Genomic DNA, 18,085 nt, shown 5'->3' with positions numbered 1-18,085 from the left:
GCGCGCCTATTGCAAACTAGCCGGTGCGCCGGCCTTATAGAGCTTATAAGTTATGCTGTCTATCATGGCGGCAAAGGACGCATCGACGATATTGGGCGAAACACCAACTGTGAACCAGCGTTTATTGGACTTGTCCGTGCTTTCGATCAAAACCCGCGTCACCGCTTCTGTACCTGACGTCAAAATACGCACTTTAAAATCCACCAGACGAAGATCATCTATATAGTCCGAGTATTTCCCCAAATCCTTACGCAAGGCCGCATCAAGCGCATTAACCGGACCATTTCCTTCGCCAACTGACAAATAACGCTCGCCATCCACCATCACCTTGACGACCGCATCGGTGACTGAAACTATCTCGCCACGCGCATTGTGGCGCCGCTCAACTTGCACCCGAAAACTTTCCACATCAAAATATTTGGGAACAAGACCCATTCGCCGTCGCGCCATAAGCTCAAAACTGGCAAGGGCACCATCATAGCTAAAGCCCTTGAATTCCCGTTCCTTTACTTCCTCCAGCATACGATCGACTTTCGGATCCTTTGGATCCAGTTCCAGTCCGAATTCGCGAAGTTGAGCCAGAATATTTGACCGGCCTGCCTGATCGGAAACCAGCAAATGCCGCTTATTCCCGACTATCTGCGGTTCGATATGCTCATAGGTACGCGGGTCTTTTTCTACCGCAGAGACATGCAGGCCGCCTTTATGGGCGAACGCAGCATCCCCTACATAAGCTTGATGCAAATTGGGGGAGCGATTGAGAATGTCGTCGAGAAGTCGGGATACAAGCGTTACCGATTTAAGCCCTTCTTCTGTAATCCCGGTATCAACCATGGATTTAAACGGCTCTTTAAGGACCAGTGACGGTATCAGGGACATCATGTTTGCATTACCGCAACGCTCACCCAGACCATTCAAGGTACCTTGCACCTGCCGAACACCGGCTTTAACAGCCATCAGAGTGTTGGCAACCGCGTTTTCTGTATCATTATGTGTATGAATACCGAGATGGCTACCGGGAATATGTTCTAAAACCTCCGTAACGATACGCTCGACCTCATCAGGTAACGTACCGCCGTTGGTATCGCACAGCACCATCCATCGCGCTCCCGCGCCGTACGCTGCCTTCAAACAGGCCAGGGCAAATTCCGGATTTGCTTTATACCCATCAAAGAAATGCTCTGCATCATACATAGCTTCTCGGCCTTGACGGACAGATTCAGCGATGCTGTCGGAAATAAGCTCCAAATTTTCCTCAATGGTGATGCCCAGTGCAACGTCAACATGAAAATCCCAGCTTTTACCCACAAGGCAAACTGCGGGCGTCTTGGCGTCCAGAATTGCGCTTAGTCCAGGATCGTTGGAAACGCTGCGACCTGGTCGACGGGTCATGCCAAAAGCGGTTAATGTTGCATTCTGCAATTCCGGCGGATTGTTGAAGAATGCCGTATCTCCGGGATTGGCACCGGGCCAGCCACCTTCAATATAGTCAATCCCGAGTTTGTCGAGCGCTTTAGCAATATTGGTTTTATCTTCTACACTGAAATCCACGCCTTGCGTTTGCGCCCCATCGCGCAACGTTGTGTCAAATAGATAAAGTCTTTCCCGTTCCATTACGCCCTCTTCCAACTGGTCCCGTCAGGGCCATCCTCCAGGATGACGCCTTTGTTTGCCAACTCCGTACGTACCGCGTCTGCTGTCGCGAAGTCTTTGTTGGACTTTGCCTTTTTTCGTTTTTCTATTAGGTTTTCGATTTCCTGCACATCCATATCGCCTTCACCCGCTGATTTAAACCAGTCTTCGGGGTTCTGATTGAGTAAACCAAGTAGCTGACCACTCCCCAGTAATTGTCCCTTTATCCTCGCCTTTTCCGCATCATCGGTGGCCTTGTTTGCAGCGCCTGCAAGGGAATATAACGCAGACAGGGCAAGCGGTGTATTCAGGTCATCATTGAGGGCAGAGACAACGTCCGGTGCAATCTCAGTGTCTGTTGTGGTTACATTTTCCAAGTTCTTCAGCGCTGTATAGAGCCGATCCAGGTTGGTTTTCGACCGCTTGACACCTTCCGATGTCCAATCCAGAGGCTGGCGATAATGAGCTGACAGCATATTCAATCGCAAGGCTTCTCCCGGTGCCTCGGCAAGTAATTCCCGGACTGTGCGGAAGTTACCAAGGGATTTTGACATCTTGTCGCCTTCGACCGTCAGAAAGCCATTATGGACCCAATAGCGCGCGAATTCCGCACCATCATGTGCGCAGCAACTTTGGGCAACTTCATTTTCATGATGTGGGAATATCAGGTCCCGTCCGCCGCCATGGATATCAAACGTGATCCCCAACGTGGCCTTGGACATGACCGAACATTCAATATGCCAACCGGGACGGCCCCGGCCCCATGGACTATCCCACCCCGGCATGTCATCCGTAGAGGGTTTCCACAACACAAAATCGGCAGGGTCTTTTTTATACGGCGCCACTTCAACCCGGGCCCCGGCGATCATGTCATCGCGATTGCGCCCCGACAGCTTGCCATAATCGGGCATGCTGGGAACATCAAACAGGACATGCCCTTCTGCTGCATAAGCGTTCCCTTTGTCGATCAGAGTTTGAATCATCTCAACCATGCCTTCGATATGCTCCGTTGCCCTTGGCTCCAGATCCGGGGCTTCGGCATTCAGGGCGGCCATATCTGCATGATAGGCGTCGGTGGTACGTTTCGTCAGCTCATCGATGCTTTCATTATTGGCTTCCGCTGCTGTGATGATTTTGTCCTCGACATCCGTAATATTCCTCACATAGGTAAGGTCATAATCCAAATGCCGCAAAAGACGTGCAAGCACGTCAAAAATCACCACCGGGCGTGCGTTGCCAATATGTGCCAAGTCATACACCGTGGGACCGCAAACATACATGCCGACTTTGCCCGGTGTTATGGGCACGAATTCCTGCTTTTTGCGAACCGCAGTATTATAAAGATGCAACGTCACGATAGATCCTTTGATTCAGGCGCCATTCCCGGTGAGACGCGCCATGATTTGATCCCGTCCGATAAGCGGGAGAAGACTGTTCATTTCCGGTCCTCGGGGCTTTCCTGTCAGGGCCAAACGAAGAGGCATAAAGAGCGCTTTACCTTTCGCTCCTGTTTTCTCTTTCACTGCCGTTGTCCAGACTTTCCAGCTGTCAATTGTCAACTCTCCGTCGGGAAGAACTTCCGCCGCGGACAATAGAAATTCTTCATCCTCGATTGCTGGCGTCATGGGGCCAGAAACAATCTGCCACCATTCTCTGGCTTCAGCCAGTGTTGTCAGGTTGCCGCGAACGGCATTCCAGAAAGTCTCGTCCGCGCCGTCTACATCTATGCGGTCTTTCACATCCTGCCAATTTGTTTCATGGAGAAGCTTTGCATTTAAATTTGCAAGCTCCGCCGGATCGAATTTAGCGGCAGCGCGGCTGAAATGCGAAATGTCATATCCGTCAACCACGTCAGCCAATGTATGGCGAATTTCAACATTATCCGATGTGCCTAGCCGCGCCAAAAGGCTGTTTACAGTCATGGGTTCAATGCCGCTCTCTCGTAACTCGCGCAAGCTCTGACTGCCTTCACGTTTTGACAGAGGTCCGCCATCAGGACCCATCAGAAGCGGTAAATGCGCGAATTCCGGCACATCTGCACCAAGCGCCTTGAAAACCTGAATATGAAGCGCGGTATTGCTCACATGGTCTTCACCGCGAATAACATGGCTAATCTCAAAATCAATATCATCAACCACAGAGGGCAAATGATAAAGCGGGCGACCGTCAGAACGGATTAATACCGGATCCGACATGCTGGCTCCGTCAACCTCGACTTTCCCGCGCACCAGATCAATCCAGCTAATCAGTTCTTGATCCAGCTTGAACCGCCAATGGGGTTTCCTCCCCTCAGCTTCAAAGGCAGCGACGTCTTCGGCCTTCAAATCCAACGCAGCACGGTCATAAACCGGCGGCAATTTACGCGCCAATTGACGTTTACGCTTGTAATCCAACTCTTCGCCAGTTTCATAGCAAGGATACAAACGGCCGGCATCGCGCAGCATTTCAAATGCCTTGGTATAAGCTGCGGACCGATCAGATTGCTTTTTCAACTCAGACCATTCAAGACCAAGCCACAATAAATCTTCCTTGATGCCTTCGGCATATTCCTCGGTTGAGCGTTCCTGATCGGTGTCATCCAGGCGCAGCACCATACCGCCGCCCTGCTTACGGGCAGAAAGCCAGTTGATCAACGCCAATCGGGCGTTGCCCACATGCAGGTATCCTGTCGGGCTGGGCGCAAAGCGAAATTTTACAGTCATCTGTTGTCTCTAAATCCATTCGTGATGGGATACCGTCTGTCCCGGCCAAAATTGCGCGTCGAAATTTTGACACCGGGTGGCGATTGTCGGCGCTTATACTCTGCAATATACAGTAAATTCTGAATTCGGCTAATAGTTGATGCTTCATACCCGTCTGCCACAAGCTCGGCAAAAGATTTTTCCTCTTCCACCAGCCCGCTCAAAATACCGTCGAGTATGTCATAAGGCGGCAAACTATCTTCATCTTTCTGGTTTTCACGCAACTCTGCAGTAGGCGGTTTGGAAATCACATTTTGCGGCATCACAGCGCCATCCGGACCCTTGAAAACCGGTGAATAATGCGTGTTCCGCCAGTCAGACAAATCAAAACAAATTGTCTTGTAAACATCTTTCAAAACAGAATACCCGCCGCACATGTCACCATATAACGTTGCATAGCCAACAGACATTTCGGATTTGTTTCCTGTGGTCAGCACCATGCTTCCCAGTTTATTGGACAAAGCCATCAACGCCATACCGCGTGCCCGCGACTGGATATTCTCTTCCGTGATATCTGGCTCCTGCCCTTCAAAAACATCCTTTAGCATCACATCAAATGCGTCAACCGCCGGAACGATGGAAATTGTATCAAGGCGGGTTCCAAGAAGCCGTGCACATTCTGCCGCATCATCCAGACTTTCCGGGGATGTATATTTAGACGGCATCATGACGCAATGAACCCGATCAGGGCCCAAGGCATCAACGGCGACTGCGGCGCTCAAGGCGCTGTCAATTCCTCCAGAAAGACCAAGAACAACACCTGGAAAGCGGTTCTTCTCCACATAATCTTTCAATCCAAGAACCATTGCGTGATACATCCGTTCGAGCGAAGTACCCGGGTCAATGATCTCCGTGGTAGCACAGGACCAGCCATCACTCTCATCCCGCTGCCAGTCAGTGACAACTAATCCTTCTTTCCAGCTTGCCATCTGTACAGGCAGGGATCGATCCGTGTTCAGTACAAAAGACGCACCATCAAATACCAGCTCGTCTTGGCCACCAATCTGATTAACATATATCAAGGGCAGCCCTGTTTCGGATACTCGTTCAACCGCATAATTCAGCCGTTCATCAGACTTGTTATGATCATATGGGCTGCCATTGGGAACGATGAGAATTTCCGCGCCGGTTTCCTCGAGGCATTCCGCAACATCGGAAAACCACATATCTTCACAAATCATCACACCCAGGCGTACGCCTTTAAAAGGGATGGGTCCGGGTAGCGGGCCGGATTCGAATACCCGCATTTCATCGAATACCCCGTAATTGGGTAATTTATTCTTGAACCGCATGGCACTGACTTTCCCGTCTTCCAACAGGCAGACAGCATTATACAGTTTGCTATCCTCCATCAGGGGGGCAGACATCAACATGGCCGGCCCTCCATCAAGGGTTAATTCGGCGAGTTCATTGATGGCGGCTTGTGCAGCCCGCTGGAAGGCTGGTTTCAACACCAGGTCCTCCGGCGGGTAGCCGGATAAAAACAGCTCGGGATAAACAACTAGGTCAGCGCCAAGAGATTCAGCTTCCTCACGGAATTCTTTAGCCAACTGGATGTTCCCGGCAATATTTCCCAATATCGGGTTGGCTTGCGCGAGGGCGATTTTCAATTGATCAGTCATGGAGGATTTCTAACCCGACTTTCACCGCTCAGCAATGATTAGATGGGTTTACAGGCCGCATTCGACCGAAAAAATTGAAATTCAGGGATTAGGGGTCCCTAAAGCAGGGCCATCATCCATCAATTCGGGAACTTCCTCCTCATCTTCGGGCTGTTCCGGCAAAAGCTCCTCTTCTTCGGGCTCTTCTTCCCATTCTTCCGTTTCCGGGTTCATGGCGGCAGCTGCATGACCAGCACGCATGGGCATTGCAACAAAGTCACTTTGATATTCAAGCGGCGCAGAAGTATTTATCATCATCCGCATTAGAGCGAAAACGCCGATTCCAAGATGACCGGCCGCAATCAAGCCGAAGAATATATAGGTTCCTACAGTGGACATCAGTTGCCCGACAATAATAGGTCCGAATACCGCGCCGATACCATTTACCAACATCAGTCCGCTACTGGCTGCAACCATATCGGAAGGTTCCAGGTAATCATTTGTGTGGGCGATACAAAGCGAGTAAAGCGGTACTGAAAATCCGCCAAACAGTCCGGCCCCCAACAGGAAATACAACAACAAGTCATTTTCAGCGGCAAGCATGGCAAAAATAGCTGCCGCACCGCTTAACACCGTTGTGACAAGAATAACCTGACGGCGATCAAATTTGTCAGACAGCTTTCCGATCGGCCATTGCAGCAGCACACCGGAAAAAACGACGATACTGATAAAAGTCGAAATCTGGACGATTGAAAGGCCAATTTTATCGCCGTAAACCGCAGCCATCCCATAAAATGCACCTGCGATGGTTCCCTGCGCTGTCATTCCAACAACTCCGAGGGGTGAGATTTTATAAAGTTTACGGAGGCTTAGCCGCGTAATCTGCATAAAGTTGGGGGCCGGTGCGGCAGTCAGGGCAAGCGGAATTAACGCTAAAGACACAAGAACAGAAATCACCACGAATAAGGTAAAACCGCCCGGATCCGCGATATTGAGGAAAAACTGCCCAAAGGCCAAGCCGGCCATCATGATGATCATGTAGACAGACAGCAGCTGGCCTCGCGTCTCGTTGGTTGCCACATCATTGAGCCAACTTTCGCAAACAATATATAATCCCGCATAGGAAAAACCGGTAATCAGCCGCATAAACCCCCAAACGATGGGATCAACGAACACCACATAAAGCAGGGCCGCAGAAGATGCCAGCGATGCCAGAGCGGCGAATACCCGCACATGCCCGACATTTATAAGAATTTTAGGGGTAATATAGGACCCAAATAGGAAGCCCGCATAGTAACCGGACATGATAAATCCAGTGGTCGCCGACGGAAAGCCTTCCAAAGACGCGCGGATTCCCACAAGACTGCCTTGCAGGCCGTTCCCTAGCATGAGAAGGCCGATCCCCAAAAGGAGTGGCCACGAATTTATAACTGCGGAGTACATGGCCAACTAATCCCGAATTGGTGTCTCTCTCGCTCTTATACCCATGGGCATAAGATACTAGCGAAAAACCGACCAAATCTATCCGATTTTAGTCAGCTATTTATCTTTTCTGAGGAGGAATTCTCGACCAAGTTTTACTGTCGGCACCTTATCATAAGAAATGATGTCTGCCGTCGCATAGGTTTCGGACCAGTTTGCCGGCAGAAACGATCCCGTTCCAACCACATCGATGGGCGCCTTGATACTCCCCATGACCCGGCATTTTTCATGGGAAAAACCTGATGATGCTACTATTTTCACCTTGTCAAAACCGGCTTTATCCAGTTCATCGCGCAAATAATATATAGCGGCCGCAGACACACCTGTACCGACAAGCCACTTCAATTCCTGTTCCGACCGGTATTGACGAATCCCCCGGGGAATATGGTGTTCCAACACAGCGTAGGATGTCGCTGGATCAAGCCCCTCAATAAACCGGCCGCCGTGAGTATCCATGCGCACGGAAATATTACCTGCCGCCGCCATTTCCGGGAATTTCTGGCAAACGGCCAAAGCATCGGTGATTTCTGCGCCGTAATAATCAACGAGCACGGTAAATGGCTCGTTCGGAAAGCTTTCCGCAAACATTTCAGCGGCCCGAAGGGTGCTGCCCGCATATCCAATCAAAGCATGAGGCATCGTCCCCAAGCCTTTGTTTTGATTGAAGAAATAAGAGGTAGAATTGTTTGCATTTCCAACAAACCCAACCGCATCATGTTCTTTTTGCGCCGCCTCACTACCAACCGACGCCGCATAAGCCATCATTTCCGCCATCTCAGAGCCCGCGCAATGCCGGGCATCCATTGCCATAAATTGGACCTTAGGCAGGTAGGAACACATGGTATAGGCATTGTAGGCTGCCACACAGGCGGACCCTAGTTTTTGCAGGTACAGTGTTTCCAGATCCACCAGGTTCTGGAAACTTCCCGTAATATAAATGAGGGGCTCTCCGGCGCCGACCCACTCACCTTCCTCAAAGCAGGGTTCAATTTTGAAACTATGCCCTCGAATCTCGCAGATATTTTCAAGCCAATCGACCATCAGCTTAGGGCAAAAGATTACAGGTCGTCTCATAAAAACAGCGTAAGTTACCGTTTTATCGCCAAATTGCCTGACTATTTTTTTTGTTTTATTAAAGTACTGATCTGTATGATCGGCAATCGAATGATCGATTGCCTCTCTCTCAGGCGTTGGCTTTTTTTGGGTCATGACGACAGGTTATGAAGCAGCCGCAATGGCGCCTCGACCGCCCCTTTCCTTTTTGATCATTTCCGAGATAAGGAAAGCAAGCTCAAGAGCCTGATTTGCATTCAGCCGCGGATCACAAGCTGTGTGATAGCGATCGCTCAACCGTTCTTCTGTCACTTCAAAAGCACCGCCGATACATTCCGTTACATCTTGGCCTGTCATTTCAAAATGGACGCCGCCCGCATAAGTTCCCTCTGCCTGATGGACATCAAAGAACTGACTGACTTCCGTCATAATCCGATCGACAGGACGTGTCTTATATCCAGTCGAAGATTTGATGGTATTGCCATGCATTGGATCACAGGACCAGACCACAGAACGGCCCTCCTGCTCCACTTTACGGATCAACGCCGGTAAATGCTTATCCACATTGTCCGCTCCGAAGCGACAGATGACGGTCATACGTCCAGCTTCATTGGTTGGATTTAACGTATCTATCAGACGGATGAGTGTATCCGGGTCCTGAGACGGTCCCGCCTTGACACCAATCGGGTTGGCAACACCGGACAGGAACTCTACATGCGCCTCGTCCGGGTCCCGTGTCCGATCACCGATCCAAAGCATATGAGCAGATGTGTCATAATAATCACCGGAAGTGCTATCAACGCGGGTCAGGCTCTGTTCATATTGCAGCAGTAAAGCTTCGTGGGATGTATAGAAATCTGTCCGACCCATTTCCGGCGTATTTTCCGAAGTAACACCACAAGCTTCCATGAAGGCCAGTGCATCATGGATACGATCTGCCATTTCCTGATACCGGGCGCCTTGCTCACCACTTGCCACAAATCCCATGTTCCAGCGGTGAACCTGATGCAAATCAGCGTAACCGCCTTGCGAGAAAGCCCGCAGCAGATTAAGAGTTGACGCGGCTTGAGAATAGGCTTTGAGCATCCGTTCCGGATCTGGGATACGGGCTTCCGGTGTAAAATCAAAACCGTTGATGATATCACCGCGGTAACTCGGGAGTTCGACACCATCGATTGTTTCCGTATCAGCAGACCGTGGCTTGGCGAACTGACCCGCGAGGCGGCCGACCTTGACTACGGGAACATTGGATCCAAAAGTCAGGACGACGGCCATCTGCAACAACACTTTAAAAGTGTCACGAATATTGTTGGGATGAAATTCCGCAAAGCTTTCTGCGCAATCGCCCCCTTGAAGAAGAAAACCACGGCCTGCGGCCACTTCGCCGAGTTTCGCTTTCAAGCTTCTGGCCTCACCGGCAAAAACCAGCGGTGGAAAATTTTTCAAATCCCCTTCTACCGCCTGAAGTCGTGCCGCATCCAAATATGTCGGCACCTGGCGGATAGATTTTTGTCTCCAGCTCTCAGGTGTCCAATTCTTCGACATTTTTCTTATCCTCAATATCCACTTAACGTTCTAAAAAGCTATTATCTACAACCTTTTTGCAATTTCGCAATCGATAACCCGCGAAATAATGGTTAAAACCCATAAATATAAGGTTTTTTTGTTAAATCAGCCTGTTTTTGACGATTTATGCCGGCGTAAATTTTTCACGCATGGTCACAATTTCCTCGGCAAGACTTGGATGAACACCGACGGTTTGATCAAATTGAGCCTTTGTGGCACCGCATTTCAGGGCAATTCCAACCGCCTGGATAATCTCAGCCGCATCAGATCCAATAATATGCGCGCCAACCACGACATCCGTTTTCGCATCGACGATCAATTTAACAAATGCCTGCTCAGATCCACCGGTCAACGTATGCTTCATGGGCCGGAACTGGGACTTGTAGATATCCACTTCACCATATTTGGCCCTGGCGTCTGCTTCTGAAAGACCGACCGATCCGACTTGCGGTTGCGAAAACACGGCTGACGGCACATTGTCGTGGTCTGCCGCACTGGGCCGTCCACCAAAAACCGTCTCTGCAAAAGCCATTCCTTCATGTATTGCAACGGGCGTTAGCGCTATGCGGTCTGTTACATCGCCGACGGAATATATGTTATCTATGTTTGTCTGCGATCCCGGTGTGACTTTCACCGCACCATTGGCTTTCAACTCAACCCCGACATTTTCAAGCCCGATACCATCTGTATTCGGTTTACGACCCGTGGCATACATGATGGCATCTGTTTCGAGAACCTCCCCGTTTTCCAGGGTTACCGTCAAACCGGAGGCTGTCTTTTCAATTGAAGCTGGATTGGCATGGGTTCGCAGATCTATTCCCTTCTTCTGGATTTCACCGGCGAGGACATTCTGAACATCATGATCAAATCCGCGTAGTATCTGTTCACCACGATATAATTGAATAACGTCAGCACCCAATCCATTAAAAATTCCGGCAAACTCCACAGCGATATATCCCCCACCAACGACAATGACCCGCTTGGGCATTTCTTTTAAGTGAAAGGCTTCATTGGACGAGATGGCATGTTCAATCCCGGGCACATCCGGCATTACCGGCGTCCCGCCCGTGGCAATAAGGATATATTTGGCAGTAATTTTTTTATCGCCAACCTGAACTGTATTCCTATCGATCAACGTGGCCCGATCCTGATACAGTTCCACATTATTATTGGCCAGAATATTATGGTAGATCCCGTTTAATCGATCAATTTCACGATCTTTATTCTCAATAAGCTTGGTCCAGGAATGAGACGCTTTTGGTACTGTCCAGCCATAGGCCTCGGCATCCTCGAAATCTTCAGAGTAATGGCTCGCATAAACCAGTAATTTTTTAGGGACGCAGCCCCGAATAACACAGGTTCCACCAACACGGTATTCTTCCGCGATGGCAACTTTAGCCCCAAGGCTAGAAGAAATTCTGGAAGCGCGAACGCCACCGGAGCCCGCCCCGATGACGAATAAATCGTAATCAAATTCCACGTTACTTTTCCTATACTGGACGCTTAGATAAACGTCAGATTATGCTGCCCCTGACACATATGACATTAGCTATTAATTCCGCCAATGCACATGTATTTGATTTCTAGATAGTCATCGATACCGTATTTTGAACCCTCGCGTCCGATTCCCGACTGCTTAACACCTCCGAAAGGAGCAACTTCCGTGGATATGATACCTGTGTTGATACCGACGATGCCATATTCAAGCGCCTCGCTTACCCGCCAAATTCTGCCAATATCACGGGCACAGAGATACGCCGCCAAGCCAAACTCTGTGTCATTGGCCAGAGTAATCACTTCTTGTTCATCGTCGAATTTAAAGACAGCCGCCATTGGGCCAAATGTCTCTTCACTGGCAACCGTCATTTCCTGAGTAACACCTGTCAGGATCGTCGGTTCAAAGAAAGTCTGTCCCAGCGAATGTCGTTTCCCACCTAAACTAATTTTCGCACCCTTAGCAACAGCATCTTCAATATGCCGTTCAACCTTCTGTACTGCTGCCTCGACAATGAGCGGTCCCTGCATGACACCGTCGTCAAGGCCATTACCAACTTTCAATTTCTTTACTTGTTCAGAAAATTTTTCAATGAAGGCGTCATGGATTCCAGACTGGATATACATGCGGTTTGCACAAACACAGGTTTGACCGGAATTTCTGTACTTAGAGGCAATCGCTGCCTCGACGGCTTCGTCAAGATTGGCGTCATCAAACACGATAAAGGGCGCATTTCCCCCCAACTCCATTGATGTTTTCTTAACGGTCCCGGCGCATTGTTCCATCAGCAATTTGCCAACAGGTGTTGAACCGGTGAAAGTCAGTTTCTGGACAATCGGATTGGACGTCATTTCCTGACCAATTGCCGGCGCATCTCCGGTCACAACTCCAAGAATCCCAGCCGGTATCCCAGCCCGCTCTGCGATAACAGCCATGGCAAAGGCCGAATAAGGTGTTAGTTCAGCAGGCTTAATAACCATCGGGCATCCAGCCGCCAATGCCGGGGCTGCTTTTCGGGTAATCATGGCAACCGGGAAATTCCAAGGTGTAATAGCGACAGTAACGCCGATAGGCTGTTTTATCACGACAATGCGCTTGTCGTTTTGGTGTTCGGGGATCGTATCGCCGTAAATTCGCTTACCTTCTTCGGCAAACCATTCAATGAAGGAAGCGGCATAGGCCACCTCACCGCGAGCTTCTGCAAGCGGCTTACCCATTTCTATGGTCATGATGCGGGCTAGATCCTCTGTGTTCTCCAGCATCAGATCATGCCATTTCCGCAATATATTCGCCCGCTCCTTCGCAGTTTTTCCGGCCCAGGCGGGCATTGCAGCACTGGCTGCTTCAATTGCCCGGCGGGTTTCTGCTTCGCCCATAAATGGAGTTGTTCCAATAATTTCGCCGGTCGCAGGGTTTTTCACTTCAAGCGTTTCGCCACTGTCAGCATCACACCAAGCGCCACCAATAAGTCCCTGCATCCGCAGCAGATCGGGGTCATTCAAATTTAGCGGGTTATCATTCATCTCTAACATTTTCCGTTTCCTTGGCCTGTTAACAGCGCCCTGTTAAGTCGTTGTCACAAAAAAATTGATCGCAGAGTTTATGCCATATCCCTGATGGGTTCAATCTTCCTTCTTTGAGTAACGTCACAAATATTTTTGACGAAAAATACAAAGACTGTTGAATTCAGAAAAAAGGAACCGTAATCTTTCTTCGAATAAAGTCGTTTGAAAAGATTGGGAGCGTGAAAAGCTGCCATGGGGGGTTAAGTGTCGAGTGGATCAAAGAAAGTTATCTATGCGGCACTGATTGGAAACGGCCTTATAGCTATCTCCAAATTTACAGCAGCAGCCTTTACCGGAAGCTCGGCTATGTTGAGTGAAGGTGTTCATTCGCTCGTAGATACCGGCAACCAAGTACTCATGTTGCATGGCTTGCGTAAAGCGAACAGGAAAGCCGACAGCAAACATCCTTTTGGGTATGGTATGGAGTTGTATTTCTGGGCTTTTGTTGTTGCGATTTTAATTTTTGCCCTAGGCTCGGGTATTTCCCTGTATGAGGGCATAAAGCATATCCGCCATCCGGAAACGATTTCTGATCCGACCTGGAACTACGTGGTTCTGGGCCTGAGCATGTTGTTTGAGGGCTGGGCTTGGACTGTCGCTTATAAGGAATTCCAAAGCACTAAAACAGAAAAAGGCCTCTGGCGCTCCATCATACGGAGTAAAGATCCAACAATATTTACCGTCCTTTTGGAAGACACGGCGGCAATGCTAGGGTTAATCGCTGCATTTGTCGGCATATTCCTGGCGCAATGGCTCGGTATACCGGAATTGGATGGTGCCGCCTCAGTGGTAATTGCAATTATTCTTGGAGTTGTTGCTATCGTTCTGGCGTTTGAATGTAAAGGCTTACTAATTGGTGAAAGCGCCAGCGATGATGTTGTTGACGGTATATATGCCATTGTCGCAGAAGACCCACGAATTACCGGTGTAAATGAGCTTTTGACAATGCATATGGGCCCCAGGGATATTCTCGTGAATGTCAGCCTCGATTTTGCCGATAACCTGCAAGCAGCAGAAGTTGAAAATGCCATTTCCGCCTTTGAAACCCAGATAAAAAACAGATTCTCTGAAGTAAAACGTGTTTTTATCGAAGCTCAGAGTTTAATTGGACATCGTGAATCAATAAAATCAAAAACTTAGGACAAACCTTTGAAAATCAGCGACTTTGAATTCGAAAACAGATCAGATAATTTTAAAAAAATATCCCGCAGAGCTGTTCTTTCGGCGGACGAAATTTTGTCTGACAGCGTCAGGGCACTTTACACCTGGTGGGCTAAATTCCACCCTGACATGCCAAAACGAAGCAATTTTGACATTGCTGAACATTGGAAAATTGCGCCGCATATTCACATCCTGCAATTTATCAAACCGGGCCATTATCTATATCGCCTGAATGGTGAAAAAGTAGTCGATATTGTGGGCGTGTCGCGAAGAGGTGACACCATTACGGTGGAGAATCCGCTTCCCGAAGACCGGCTTTTTGCATCTTATCTCGACGATATTGTTTCGGAAGCCAAACCTAAGCGTTGTGTTGGTACTTTAGGCCTTTTTGACAAAACACATTCCCAGTTTGAATCCGTGGATTGTCCTGTAAAGAATGAGGCAGGCGAGATCGAATTTATCATCGGTGCCATAACCACATTGGAAAACCATGACGCAACACTAGATTGAATTATTGATCAATCAACCTAAAAGACGCTTGATTTCGTCATAATTAGGTTTCAAAATATAATGCGAAGTGAAAATGCAGATGTTCGCATTTGAAAATACAGATCCGGTCAGCCAAAGGCGACGAGAAGGAAATATAGTGTAGTTGCAAATCAGTTAGTATTGCCTTTGTAGAAAGCAACTCAATCGGCCGGAAAAGACAGGAGTTAAAATGATACTTTTACCTCAAATCTTAACGCGTCTGATTAAACAAGGAACCCTAACTGTAATCGATTGTGAAAACCGGGTAAGAGTCTATAAAGGCGAACCCGGACCGATCGTTACGATGAAGCTGCATAACCATGCTGTCGCCCGCAAGCTTGCTATTTATCCTAAGCTTTATCTTGGAGAGGCTTACATGGATGGTTCTATGACCGTCCAGGACGGTACTATCTATGATTTGCTGGATTTATTTTCCCTCAATACCGGATGGGGTATCAAGCATCCGTTAGCAAGTATTGGGGATTTTGTTTATAAGCTCATCTGGTTTCTTATTCGATATAATCCAAAAGGACGGTCTGTCCAGAATGTTGCCCACCATTACGACCTTTCCGACGAGTTTTACGATTTGTTTCTGGATGAAAATAGGCAATATTCCTGCGCTTACTTTAAAGATCCTGACGATAGTCTGGAACAAGCCCAACTTCAGAAAATGGCTCACATAGAAGCAAAACTTGCCTTGGAAGATGGGCATAAGATATTGGATATTGGATGCGGTTGGGGCGGCATGGCGCGTTTCCTGGCTGATAGCAAGGATGTAACGGTCAAAGGTATCACCCTTTCCAAAAACCAGCTGTCCTACGCACTGGATAAGGCAAAAGAGGTCGGCTTGTCAGATAGAGTTGACTATATAATGAAGGACTATCGTGATCTTAGCGAAACATTCGATCGAATTGTTTCTGTTGGTATGTTCGAACATGTTGGCAAGCCCCACTACCGGAATTTCTTCGAAAAAGTAAAATCAACGCTTACCGAAGATGGGGTCGCTTTACTACATACCATCGGAACTGCCGACCGTCCGACGGCAACAAATCCATGGATCCAAAAATACATTTTCCCGGGTGGCTATATCCCTCCGCTTTCTGAAATTACACCGGAAATAGAAAAAGCTGGGCTTTATGTGACAGATATTGAAATTTTACGCGTGCATTATGCCGATACACTTCGTGCCTGGCGGCAGCGGTTCCTGGATAAAATGGATGTGGTGCTGGATATCTATGATGCGCGTTTCAGTCGGATGTGGGAGTTCTATCTTGCCGCCAGCGAAGTCGCGTTTCGCCATAATGGACTTGTTGTTTTTCAGATCCAGATGTCAAAACAGCTTGAAACACTGCCCTTGACCCGTGGTTACATCTCAAAAGCTGAGAAACAACATTCCTTTGACACTCAAATTGCCGCGGAATAATAAATTGTAAGCTATTCCACCGTCACCGATTTAGCCAGGTTTCGGGGCTGATCCACGTCCGTTCCTTTAAGAACGGCCACGTAATAAGCCAACAGCTGTACAGGAAGCGCATAGAGGATTGGGGCTACAAATGGATCGACAGAGGGCAATTCAATTGAACCCACCGCATGCTCTCCTAATTGTTCAATCCCGGCGGCATCAGATAAAAAGATTACGCGGGCTTTGCGGGCCATGACTTCCTGCATGTTTGAGGCGGTCTTCTCAAAATAGGGATCAGATGGCGCTACAACAATAACCGGAACCGTATCATCAATCAATGCGATAGGACCGTGTTTCAACTCCCCCGCCGCATAGCCTTCCGCGTGAATATAGGAAAGTTCTTTGAGCTTTAAGGCACCCTCCAGAGCAACCGGGTAGCCGGTCCCCCGCCCGATATAAAGAATGTCATTGGCTTCAAATATTTTCTCAGCCAGGTTCTTGATATTGACGTGACTTTCCAGGATTTCAGCTGCCCGCGCCGGGACTTCAGAAATTGCCGCGCAGAGCCGGGCTTCTTCTTCATGGTCAATAACACCTCGTTGTACGCCCGCATCTATGGCAATACAAGCCAAGGTCACCAATTGACAGGTGAATGCCTTTGTTGAAGCCACACCGATTTCCGGTCCAGCTTGCGTATGAAATACAAAATCCGACTCACGCCCCATGGAGCTTTCTTCTACATTTATGATAGAGCCGATATGCTGGCCATTTTCCTTGGCATATTTCAGAGCAGCCAGGGTATCGGCTGTCTCGCCAGATTGAGATATGAACATCGCGAGCCCCCCCTCACGAAGCGGCATATTGCGATATCGAAATTCCGACGCGATATCGACTTCCACGGATAAATCCGCAACTTTTTCAAACCAGTATTTGGCGATCATCGCTGCATAAAATGAGGTTCCGCAGGCGACAATTGTAATCTTGGGAAGATCCTTCCAGTCGAATGGTAGGTCTGGAAGCGTGATGGTTCTGCTGCGCGGATTAAAAAAGCTGCTCAGGGTCTCACCGATAACCGCCGGCTGCTCGACAATTTCCTTCATCATGAAATGCCGATGGTTGCCCTTACCGATCATAGCCCCGGAAAGTTGTGTCTGTTTTACTTCCCGTGTTACTTCCTGATTATTCTTGTCATAGAAAACGGCACCGTCACGTGTCAGAACGACCCAGTCATCTTCTTCCAAATAGGAAATACTACTGGTCAATGGTGCGAGCGCCAAGGCGTCCGACCCCAGGAACATCTCACCTTTGCCCCATCCCACGGCCAGCGGCGCTCCGCGGCGGGCGCCGATCATCAGGTCGTCGTGTTTTTTGAAGATTACAGCGATTGAAAAAGCGCCTTGTAACCGTTGCAGAGATTGCGCCATGGCGTCCTTGGGAGAAGCACCGTCGTCAAGATAACTGCTGATAAGCTGTGCGGCGATTTCCGTATCGGTTTCCGATTCAAACGCATATCCTTTTGCAACCAGCTCTTCCGCTAGTTCTCTGTAATTCTCGATAATACCATTATGGACCAGAGCGATTTGTGTGGTCATATGGGGGTGAGCGTTCGTTTCATTTGGCACCCCGTGGGTTGCCCAGCGAGTATGACCAATCCCAGCAAGCCCTGAAAGATTATTTCCATCCAACACGGCTTCAAGATTGACCAGTTTGCCTTCCGCCCGGCGACGATCTATGCCGTCCGATGTCAAAGTCGCAATGCCAGCACTGTCATATCCACGATATTCAAGGCGCTTCAATCCATCAACCAACGACGGCACCACATCCTGCTTACCAAGGACTCCAATTATCCCACACATCGT

Annotated in this window: 13 protein-coding genes; 3 read left to right on the top strand and 10 right to left on the bottom strand. The window is 48.9% G+C overall.

Annotated features, from left to right (window positions below):
* Nucleotides 1–6: 6 nt before the first annotated feature.
* The 9 genes from cimA to NBZ79_RS09645 form a co-directional block, all read right to left on the bottom strand.
* Nucleotides 7–1,614 carry a citramalate synthase gene (cimA, locus tag NBZ79_RS09685; RefSeq protein WP_251938020.1) on the bottom strand — a complete coding sequence of 536 codons (1,608 nt, stop codon included), beginning with the start codon at nt 1,612–1,614 and terminating at the stop codon, nt 7–9.
* Nucleotides 1,614–2,987 carry a cysteine--tRNA ligase gene (cysS, locus tag NBZ79_RS09680; RefSeq protein ID WP_251938017.1) on the bottom strand — a complete coding sequence of 458 codons (1,374 nt, stop codon included), beginning with the start codon at nt 2,985–2,987 and terminating at the stop codon, nt 1,614–1,616. The genes cimA and cysS overlap by 1 nt, the downstream gene beginning before the upstream one ends.
* A gap of 15 nt (nt 2,988–3,002) precedes the next feature.
* Nucleotides 3,003–4,334, bottom strand: coding sequence for a glutamate--tRNA ligase (gene gltX, locus NBZ79_RS09675; protein WP_251938014.1), 1,332 nt, complete (start codon nt 4,332–4,334; stop codon nt 3,003–3,005).
* A complete protein-coding gene (locus tag NBZ79_RS09670) occupies nt 4,331–5,995 on the bottom strand; it encodes an NAD+ synthase (RefSeq protein ID WP_251938012.1) in 1,665 nt (554 codons plus the stop codon). Before NBZ79_RS09670 ends, gltX begins: the two co-directional genes overlap by 4 nt.
* Nucleotides 5,996–6,076: 81 nt before the next feature.
* Complete coding sequence (locus NBZ79_RS09665; protein ID WP_251938009.1) at nt 6,077–7,417, bottom strand: MFS transporter; 1,341 nt, start codon at nt 7,415–7,417, stop codon at nt 6,077–6,079.
* A 96-nt stretch (nt 7,418–7,513) separates the two neighbouring features.
* A complete protein-coding gene (locus NBZ79_RS09660) occupies nt 7,514–8,665 on the bottom strand; it encodes a nicotinate phosphoribosyltransferase (RefSeq protein ID WP_256470332.1) in 1,152 nt (383 codons plus the stop codon).
* A gap of 9 nt (nt 8,666–8,674) precedes the next feature.
* On the bottom strand, nt 8,675–10,054 hold the full coding sequence (locus tag NBZ79_RS09655) for a class II 3-deoxy-7-phosphoheptulonate synthase (RefSeq protein WP_251938003.1): 1,380 nt from the start codon (nt 10,052–10,054) through the stop codon (nt 8,675–8,677).
* Nucleotides 10,055–10,199: 145 nt separating this feature from the next.
* On the bottom strand, nt 10,200–11,555 hold the full coding sequence (gor, locus tag NBZ79_RS09650; RefSeq protein ID WP_251938000.1) for a glutathione-disulfide reductase: 1,356 nt from the start codon (nt 11,553–11,555) through the stop codon (nt 10,200–10,202).
* A 65-nt stretch (nt 11,556–11,620) separates the two neighbouring features.
* A complete protein-coding gene (locus tag NBZ79_RS09645) occupies nt 11,621–13,093 on the bottom strand; it encodes an NAD-dependent succinate-semialdehyde dehydrogenase (RefSeq protein ID WP_420854601.1) in 1,473 nt (490 codons plus the stop codon).
* Between the two features lie 246 nt (nt 13,094–13,339).
* On the opposite strand from NBZ79_RS09645, the gene NBZ79_RS09640 reads away from it, so the two are divergent.
* From NBZ79_RS09640 to NBZ79_RS09630, 3 genes are all read left to right on the top strand, one after another.
* Nucleotides 13,340–14,275 (top strand): cation diffusion facilitator family transporter, encoded by a 936-nt coding sequence (locus NBZ79_RS09640; protein ID WP_251937994.1) that lies wholly within the window; start codon nt 13,340–13,342, stop codon nt 14,273–14,275.
* Nucleotides 14,276–14,284: 9 nt separating this feature from the next.
* Nucleotides 14,285–14,806 carry a PAS domain-containing protein gene (locus NBZ79_RS09635; protein ID WP_251937991.1) on the top strand — a complete coding sequence of 174 codons (522 nt, stop codon included), beginning with the start codon at nt 14,285–14,287 and terminating at the stop codon, nt 14,804–14,806.
* A gap of 208 nt (nt 14,807–15,014) precedes the next feature.
* Nucleotides 15,015–16,247, top strand: a complete 1,233-nt coding sequence (locus NBZ79_RS09630; protein WP_251937988.1) for an SAM-dependent methyltransferase — start codon at nt 15,015–15,017, stop codon at nt 16,245–16,247.
* Between the two features lie 11 nt (nt 16,248–16,258).
* On the opposite strand, the gene glmS is transcribed toward NBZ79_RS09630, so the two are convergent.
* Complete coding sequence (gene glmS, locus NBZ79_RS09625; protein ID WP_251937986.1) at nt 16,259–18,082, bottom strand: glutamine--fructose-6-phosphate transaminase (isomerizing); 1,824 nt, start codon at nt 18,080–18,082, stop codon at nt 16,259–16,261.
* Nucleotides 18,083–18,085: the final 3 nt, after the last annotated feature.

Origin of the sequence: Sneathiella marina (assembly GCF_023746535.1) — a bacterium.
In the GTDB taxonomy this organism is placed as follows: domain Bacteria; phylum Pseudomonadota; class Alphaproteobacteria; order Sneathiellales; family Sneathiellaceae; genus Sneathiella; species Sneathiella marina.
This window is presented reverse-complemented; position numbering and strand designations above follow the sequence as displayed.

What these genes read in the sequence shown, in the direction of transcription:
- cimA (WP_251938020.1), bottom strand. Translation starts at nt 1,614, where the DNA reads ATGGAACGGGAAAGACTTTATCTATTTGACACAACGTTGCGCGATGGG.
- gltX (WP_251938014.1), bottom strand. Translation starts at nt 4,334, where the DNA reads ATGACTGTAAAATTTCGCTTTGCGCCCAGCCCGACAGGATACCTGCAT.
- NBZ79_RS09670 (WP_251938012.1), bottom strand. Translation starts at nt 5,995, where the DNA reads ATGACTGATCAATTGAAAATCGCCCTCGCGCAAGCCAACCCGATATTG.
- NBZ79_RS09665 (WP_251938009.1), bottom strand. Translation starts at nt 7,417, where the DNA reads ATGTACTCCGCAGTTATAAATTCGTGGCCACTCCTTTTGGGGATCGGC.
- NBZ79_RS09660 (WP_256470332.1), bottom strand. Translation starts at nt 8,665, where the DNA reads ATGACCCAAAAAAAGCCAACGCCTGAGAGAGAGGCAATCGATCATTCG.
- NBZ79_RS09655 (WP_251938003.1), bottom strand. Translation starts at nt 10,054, where the DNA reads ATGTCGAAGAATTGGACACCTGAGAGCTGGAGACAAAAATCTATCCGC.
- NBZ79_RS09645 (WP_420854601.1), bottom strand. Translation starts at nt 13,093, where the DNA reads ATGAATGATAACCCGCTAAATTTGAATGACCCCGATCTGCTGCGGATG.
- NBZ79_RS09630 (WP_251937988.1), top strand. Translation starts at nt 15,015, where the DNA reads ATGATACTTTTACCTCAAATCTTAACGCGTCTGATTAAACAAGGAACC.
- glmS (WP_251937986.1), bottom strand. Translation starts at nt 18,082, where the DNA reads ATGTGTGGGATAATTGGAGTCCTTGGTAAGCAGGATGTGGTGCCGTCG.